Origin of the sequence: Acetobacter sp. DsW_54 (assembly GCF_002153575.1) — a bacterium.
GTDB lineage: Bacteria > Pseudomonadota > Alphaproteobacteria > Acetobacterales > Acetobacteraceae > Acetobacter > Acetobacter fabarum.
The window spans coordinates 134667-141607 of sequence record NZ_JOPD01000033.1; the positions used below are offsets into that span (position 1 = coordinate 134667).

The 6941-nt window shown below is 58.4% G+C and carries 7 protein-coding genes; 3 read left to right on the plus strand and 4 right to left on the minus strand.

All coding sequences use genetic code 11. From position 1 onward, the window contains the following. Positions 1–77: 77 nt before the first annotated feature. The 3 genes from HK20_RS11630 to HK20_RS11635 are packed head-to-tail and all read right to left on the minus strand — an operon-like array spanning position 78 to position 2212. Positions 78–1805 carry an ABC transporter substrate-binding protein gene (locus HK20_RS11630; RefSeq protein WP_086647203.1) on the minus strand — a complete coding sequence of 576 codons (1728 nt, stop codon included), beginning with the start codon at positions 1803–1805 and terminating at the stop codon, positions 78–80. Beyond that, positions 1792–1965 (minus strand): hypothetical protein, encoded by a 174-nt coding sequence (locus HK20_RS13005; RefSeq protein WP_158093064.1) that lies wholly within the window; start codon positions 1963–1965, stop codon positions 1792–1794. Before HK20_RS13005 ends, HK20_RS11630 begins: the two co-directional genes overlap by 14 nt. Then, positions 1955–2212 (minus strand): hypothetical protein, encoded by a 258-nt coding sequence (locus HK20_RS11635; protein WP_233129195.1) that lies wholly within the window; start codon positions 2210–2212, stop codon positions 1955–1957. The genes HK20_RS13005 and HK20_RS11635 overlap by 11 nt, the downstream gene beginning before the upstream one ends. Before the next feature lie 252 nt (positions 2213–2464). Between HK20_RS11635 and HK20_RS11640 the strand changes: the two genes are divergently transcribed. Continuing rightward, entirely contained in the window at positions 2465–5107 is a 2643-nt protein-coding gene (locus HK20_RS11640; RefSeq protein ID WP_086647216.1) for a cation:proton antiporter, read from the plus strand. A 32-nt stretch (positions 5108–5139) separates the two neighbouring features. Here the strand turns inward: HK20_RS11640 and HK20_RS11645 are convergent, their stop codons facing one another. Further along, positions 5140–5670 (minus strand): HdeD family acid-resistance protein, encoded by a 531-nt coding sequence (locus HK20_RS11645; protein ID WP_086647205.1) that lies wholly within the window; start codon positions 5668–5670, stop codon positions 5140–5142. Between the two features lie 302 nt (positions 5671–5972). On the opposite strand from HK20_RS11645, the gene rpsD reads away from it, so the two are divergent. Together rpsD and HK20_RS11655 are read left to right on the plus strand one after the other, a co-directional pair. Next, positions 5973–6590, plus strand: a complete 618-nt coding sequence (rpsD, locus tag HK20_RS11650) for a 30S ribosomal protein S4 (RefSeq protein WP_025824941.1) — start codon at positions 5973–5975, stop codon at positions 6588–6590. Between the two features lie 99 nt (positions 6591–6689). Next, the coding region (locus HK20_RS11655; protein ID WP_233129196.1) for a GTP-binding protein at positions 6690–6941 on the plus strand (252 nt) is incomplete at its 3' end.

Genomic DNA, 6941 nt, shown 5'->3' on the forward strand with positions numbered 1-6941 from the left:
TGCGGGGGTTATCCCGCGCTCATTCCAGACTTGTCCTATATTTCATCCACAGATTCTGTGGATAACCGCCCCGGTGGTTAATGCAGCCAGACCTGAGAGAACAGGAGCTGATTGACCTCGGTATAAAAAAAGTTCCGAACACGGGCGGATGTCAGCACCACGTTGTCTTTTTCAATCATGGGGGCGGCGGGTGCCTGCTCCATGATCAGCCTGTTGGCTTCCATCCAGAGCTGGTCGCGCTGGGTTGTGCTCAGGCTGGTATCCGTTTTCGCTCGCTCCATGACAGACTGGGCATGGGGGTCACAAAACCCCGGTATGTTAATCGAGCTGTCGGAATGGGGGTGAAAATTCTCACACCCGAAGAGCGCGTCCACAAAGTTGGAGGCCGAGGGGTAATCGGCTGACCAGCTCGTGAGCGAGATTTGCACATGGTTATCCGTATTCTGGATATAGGGCAGATGCAGGCTGCTGCTTATGGGGCGCAACATGGCCTGATAACCAAGGGATTGCAGCATGTCGCGCACCCAGGCACCCATGGCCATGTCCGCGCTGGTATTGTCCACAACCAGCGTAACTTTCTGTCCCGCAGTGCCACTTGCGCGGACCAGATTACTGGCCATCTGCATGTCTGGCGCGGACCATTGCTGTGCCGGTGCGGTGGGTGATGCCCCGCGTGTATAGGCGCAGTTCTGCCCCGCAACATCCAGAGCAGACGGAACAAGCCCGCATAACGGGCGGGCAATACCCGGTCCACCGTACAGAATAACCAGCGCTTTGCGGTTGAGCGCGTAATTAACAGCCTGACGCACCCTTATGTCCGTAAAAGGGGGTTCATGCATGTTCATGGGTAAAAAGTAGATTGAGGGGTGGCGCATGACATGTGTCCGCCCCGCAAAGTGGCTGCCAAGTTCGCCCAGCCGGTCCAGGGGGATGGTATCGGCCATCCAGTCATACTGCCCGTTTTCCACCGCGGTTACGGCGGCCTCTTCGGGAATGCCAAAGGTATATTCAATCCGGTCCGGGTAGCCTGCGGGCTGTGCCTGCGGGTTCCAGACATGGAATGCGGGATTGCGGGCAAGATACAGAAAATTGTTGGGGTCGTAGGCTTCCAGCCGGTAGGGGCCGGTGCCGGGCAGGGGGGTGTTGCCCGTATCGTGGTCGGGGGTGCTGGCTGGCAGAATAACGGCGTGGGTAAAGGCCAGTTTTTGCAGGAACTCGGTATCGGGGTGGGTCAGATGGAAGGTTATGCGCCGGGTGGCTGCATCGGCTTCTATCCCATGTTCAAGTGTGCAGTGTGCAGGGGTACGCAGGCAGGCATCCGCTCCGACAAGAGCGCCATAAAACGCCCCCGCTGTTGGCGCGCCAATACGGAAAAGGCGCTGGAAGGAGGCAACAACATCCGCCGTGGTCACGGGCTGGCCGTTGGAGAAGGCAATGTTGGGGCGCAGCGTAAACGTGTAACGCAACCCGCCATCCTGCGGGGCTGGCAGTGTTTCTGCCAGATCGGGCACGACCTCCTTACCTGCGGGGCCTGTGACCTTACGAAAAGTGGTGAGCCCATCATACACATTGGCAAAAAGGTTTATGTATTTGCCAGTATAGTTGATCTGGGGGTCCAGTGTGCCGCCAGAAGCAGAGGCAACCAGCCGAAGCGTTCCGCCTGCATGTTCGGGCAGGGGGAGTTCGGGGGGAGGTGCCGGAGGGCTCGCGCATATTCCAAGGGGAATGGGGGAGCCCAGCAGCCCTGCCAGCAGCCCCCCTGCAAGCCGACAGTAAAAAGAGGGTGACTTTTTAGCGGGGTGCATTCTGGCCCATGGTCTGGGCGGGCTGCCCGGGCATGGGTTGGCCGGTCATAAGGGCGGCAAAGCCGGAATACATGGTGGTCAGGACAATAATGCCAACCATGATAGCCCCGGCAATAATGCCCAGACGCACAACTTTCTCCGTCTTGTCATTATCGGTCATATTGGATGCCTTGTGGGGAGCCAACGGCCTGTTTTTCATAGAGCATTGGCGCTTTTTTGTATTTGAAGGTGTTTTGCGGCGTGGCTGGCGGCCTGTACCAGTCTGGTGCTGCCTGCCCCTTGTGGGTGCGGGCATGGTAGTAATGCGCATTGGGGTCTTCCGCACAGGCCGAAAGACCTGTGAGCATCAACACAAGCATGGCAAGCCGGGTGCAGGAGCGCGTGGGTGTTTTCATGGTGTGGAGCATACTCTCAATCCTTGTGCCAGAAAAGTCTTGCCGGGTGTGGGTTACACTCATGCCTTGTGGGGCCTGTAGGTTCCGCAAAATACATAGTCATGCGCTGTGTGCATGTTCCTGACCTGTGCTTGCGGGTGTGGCATGGTTGCCTCGGGCCTGTTAAAAGCGGAGCCAAAGAGCAGAGTCTGCCATTTCCTTGCCTTATCATTGTGTTAGCAAGGAAGGAATCAGACAGGTTTTGGCAGTAAAAGGGGCATGAGTATGGCGGTAACAGGGCTGGCTGCGATACTGCTTGTTATTGCGCTTTTGCTGGTTGTGGTGAGTGCGGTACAGCCCATTGCCCGCAAGCTTGAACTTTCCGAAACCGTTCTGCTGGCTATTGTCGGCATTATTATTGGTTCGCTGGCAGATTTTGCGCTGCGCACGTCCTATGCCTCTGCCCTGAGTGGGATAGCCGAAACCCTGCTGGATTTTCCCATAAGCAGTGAGTCGTTCCTGCTTATTTTTCTGCCCGTACTGGTTTTTCAGGGCGCGCTGGCCATTGATGTGCGGCGTCTGGCGCATGAGGCCGCAACCGTGTTGCTGCTGGCCGTTGTGGCTGTGGCGCTCTCCACCGCCCTTATTGGTTTTGCCCTTATGCCCTTTGCGGGCATGCCGCTTGTGGTCTGCCTGCTGCTTGGCTCCATTGTGGCTACCACGGACCCGTCCGCCGTGGCCGGGATTTTCCGCGATATCGGGGCCTCCACCCGCCTGACCCGGCTGGTGGAAGGGGAAGCGCTGCTCAATGACGCTGCCGCCATTTCCATTTTTTCCATTCTGTTGCCATCGGTTACGCTGCACCGCGCCATCCATCCGGGGGAGGCGGTTGTTTCGTTCGTTGTCTCCTTTGCCGGGGCTGTGGTGGTTGGGGTGCTGTGTGGGCGGCTGACACTGGCCATGATGTCGGCCATTGGCAGTTCCGCTGCCGAAATTACGCTCAGCGTTGCGCTCCCCTATGTTGTTTATATTATTTCAGACGAGTTTCTTGGGGTGTCCGGCGTGGTGGCCACTGCGGCTGCGGGGTTGACGCTCTCAGTTTACGGGCCATCCACCGTGCGGCCACAGACATGGCTGTTCCTTAACCAGCTCTGGCAGCAGCTGGTGTTCTGGGCAGGGTCCTTGGTGTTTGTGCTGGCGTCCATGCTGGTGCCGCACCTGCTGGTGGGCATGACCCGCTGGGACTGGGTGCTGATCCTGATTGCCAGTGTGGCCGGGCTTACCGCGCGTGCAGCCGTGGTGTTTGGCATGCTGCCGCTTCTGGCGTGGTCGCGCCTTTCTCCCCCCGTACCAACACCGTTCAAGGTAACCATGGTCTGGGGTGGGCTGCGTGGGGCCATTACGCTGGCGCTTGCTCTGGCCGTGACAGAGAACGAGCACGTAGCAACACCCATTGCCCACTTTATTGGTATTATCGCCACCGGTTTTGTGCTGATCACCCTGCTGGTCAATGGCACCACATTGCGCTCGCTTGTTCTGTTTTTGAAGCTCGACCAGCTTTCTCCCATTGATGAGGCCATGCGCCATCAGGTGCTGGGCATTGGTCTGGGGAATGTGCGTGAGCGGGCGGAGGAACTGGGGGGCGAACTCGGCTTTAGCGCGGATGCCACGCGCCCCGTGCTGGACCAGATCGAGCGCCGCTCGGAGGAGGAGCAGGCCGCCAATGTATTCGATCAGGCTTTGTCGGATACCCAGCGCGTCAATCTGGCCCTGATCACCATAGCCAGTCAGGAACGCTCCTTACTGCTGGACCTGTTCCGTATGCAGGGGTTGTCCCGCCGGGTGATGGAAACGTTGCTGCGTTCGTCCGAAGCGGCAATTGATGGGGCAAGGCTGGAAGGGCGTCTGGGGTATGTACGCGCGCTACGGCGGCGGCTTAGCCCTTCCTTCCGGTTTGATCTGGCGCAGTGGGTGCATAATTACCTGCGCTGGGACCGGCCGCTGATGCTGTGCATGGCCGAGCGGTTTGAAATGCTGATGGTGGCGCACTTCATTTCCATCTCGCTGACCCGCTTCATGCGTGAACGACTCGAACCCACGCTGGGCAGCCGTATTGGGGAAATTGTGGCCGAGGTGCTCTCCCGCCAGCGCAAGCTGCTGGATGAGGCGCTCGAAACCCTGCGCCTGCATTACCATGGCTACGCCGAGGCACTGGAAAACCGTATTTTCCGCCAGATATCCCTGCGTCTGGAAGGGGAGGAATACGACACCCTGCTCGCGGAATCCCTGATCAGTGATGAACTGAACCGTGAGCTGCTCAAGGAACTGGAGCGCCGCAGGCACCGCCTGAACAAGCGCCTGAGCTTTGACCTGCGGAGCGGGATTGAGGAACGGATTAAAAATGCAGCCGTATTCCGTGGGCTGCCGGGCGCGGAACTGCATGATCTGGCGACCACCACATCCCTGCGCTTTGTTGCACCGCAGGAACTGCTGTGCCGCAAGGGGCAGAAGATGCGCTACGTCTATTTTATCAGCGCGGGGCTGGTGGAGGCGCATGTGGCCGGGGTGGATGAACTGTACGGGGCAGGGGATCTGCTAGGCGCGCAGGAAGCTCTCCAGCGTTGGCGTTGTGTTGGCAATGTGCGGGCCGTGCAGTTCGGGCACTTCATGGCGATCAAGGCATCGCGTTTCCGCCGTCTGGTAGATGACTACCCGGTGGTCATGCAGAATATAGAAACAATTCTGCGCAAGCGCGAGGCAGGGGAGCGCCCGACATCGCTCCTGCCAAGGCAGAAAATAGCCGCTATGGATGAGGATGGTCTGGCGGCCAGAGCCCTGCTTGCCCCCGAGGGGGATGTGCTGGCCCTTATGCCGCCGGAAAAGCCCGATGCAGAGGCATCAGACGATAAAGAGGCAGGCAAGGCGTAAGCCACCCGCCTCTTTGGGTGCGCTCAGGCGCTTTAGCGCAGGTTGCTCTGGCGCAGAGCAAGCCCGAACTGCACCCAGCCAATGCCGCTTGCTATCAGTTCAACGGCAATAAAGGTGCCAATCAGCCACAGACCGGACCAGGGCAGGCTAAGGTACAGGCAAATACCCACCACAAGGCTGATTAGCCCGCTGCCCAGAATAATGCCCCAGCCTGGCAGCCCACGGTACTGGAGCGCCATGACCGAGCGCAGAACGCCCACCACAACAAAGCAGACCGAGGCAAACACCGTAATGGCTACGGAGCCGGAGACAGGCTCCTTGATCAGCAGGGCGCCGGCAATAATATAAAGTCCGCCGCAGAGCAGGGAAAACAGAAAGCCCCCCCAGTCCTTGACCGCAAGAGCATGCACGCCCTGCATGATCCCGGCAAAAATAAGCAGGCCACCAATAAACATGGTGCTGGCGAGGGTAACAGACACCGCATCAAGGCAGGCAACAAAGCCCAGTATGACCAGCGCAACGCCCAATCCGACAAAGAGGGCCCATTTGTGTGCAAATGGCATGGAGTATATCCTTGCGTCCCAGAGTGAAGAGTAGTGCTGTCCTGATAGTATGTTGCCGCGTGTTAATACAAAATAAAAACGGCCACATACGCTTCCTGCACCCCACCCGCATGGCTTTTCTTGACAGGCCGGTGACGTTCTCGTAAACCCTGCGACCATTGCCGGGAATGTGGACAGACCGGCCAGCGTCTTTTTGCTGGTAATGCGGTGTGCGCCCGCTCCGATCCGTGGTGGACGGAGACTACCGGTGTAATGACGGGCTGTTTCTCCCAGCCCGCCTGTTGAGAGATGAAGAGCGCACTATGAGCAAGCGCCTTGAGAGCAAGTACAAAATCAACCGCCGCCTTGGCGTAAACCTGTGGGGCCGTGCAAAGTCCCCCGTTAACCGTCGTGAATACGGTCCGGGTCAGCACGGTCAGCGCCGCAAGGGCAAGCCTTCTGACTTCTCCGTGCAGCTGATGGCCAAGCAGAAGCTCAAGGGCTACTACGGCAACATCACGGAAAAGCAGTTCCGCCGCTACTATCAGGAAGCCGTGCGTCGTAAGGGCGATACGTCTGAAAACCTGATCAACCTGCTCGAACGTCGTCTGGACGCGGTGATCTACCGCATGAAGTTCGCGATCACGCCGTTTGCTGCACGTCAGTTCATCAGCCATGGCCACATTCTGGTCAACGGCCGCAAGCTGAACATCCCGTCCTACATCGTTAAGGATGGTGACGTGATCGAAGTGCGTGAAAAGTCCAAGCAGCTTGCCATCGTTCTGGATGCAACTCAGTCCGCTGAGCGTGACGTGCCGGAATACATGGAAGTGGATCATCGCCAGATGAAGGGCACGTTCCTGCGTGGCCCGCAGCTTTCCGATGTGCCGTATCCGGTGCAGATGGAACCGAACCTGGTGGTCGAATTCTACTCCCGTTAATCGGGAACTCCGGTTCGACCTGTGGACGCCGGGTGGAGAGTTTTCTCTCCATCCGGCGTTTGCCGTTTTTATTCATGCCAGAAGCCCCGGAACTGATTTATGTCTGATACCGCCAATCCTGAACTGGGTAAGGAAATTGTCCGCCGTCGTACGTTTGCGATCATCTCGCACCCCGACGCTGGTAAAACCACACTGACTGAGCGTATTCTGCGCGCGGGTGGTGCCATTCAGCTGGCGGGGAACGTGCGGGCCAAAGGCGAGCGCCGCCGCACACGTTCGGACTGGATGGCCATTGAGCGCGACCGTGGTATTTCGGTTGTCAGTTCGGTCATGACGTTTGATTACGGCGGG

Coding starts and splice junctions, on each gene's coding strand:
- HK20_RS11630 (WP_086647203.1), bottom strand. CDS start 1,805: ATGCACCCCGCTAAAAAGTCACCCTCTTTTTACTGTCGGCTTGCAGGG.
- HK20_RS13005 (WP_158093064.1), bottom strand. CDS start 1,965: ATGACCGATAATGACAAGACGGAGAAAGTTGTGCGTCTGGGCATTATT.
- HK20_RS11635 (WP_233129195.1), bottom strand. CDS start 2,212: ATGCTCCACACCATGAAAACACCCACGCGCTCCTGCACCCGGCTTGCC.
- HK20_RS11640 (WP_086647216.1), top strand. CDS start 2,465: ATGGCGGTAACAGGGCTGGCTGCGATACTGCTTGTTATTGCGCTTTTG.
- HK20_RS11645 (WP_086647205.1), bottom strand. CDS start 5,670: ATGCCATTTGCACACAAATGGGCCCTCTTTGTCGGATTGGGCGTTGCG.
- rpsD (WP_025824941.1), top strand. CDS start 5,973: ATGAGCAAGCGCCTTGAGAGCAAGTACAAAATCAACCGCCGCCTTGGC.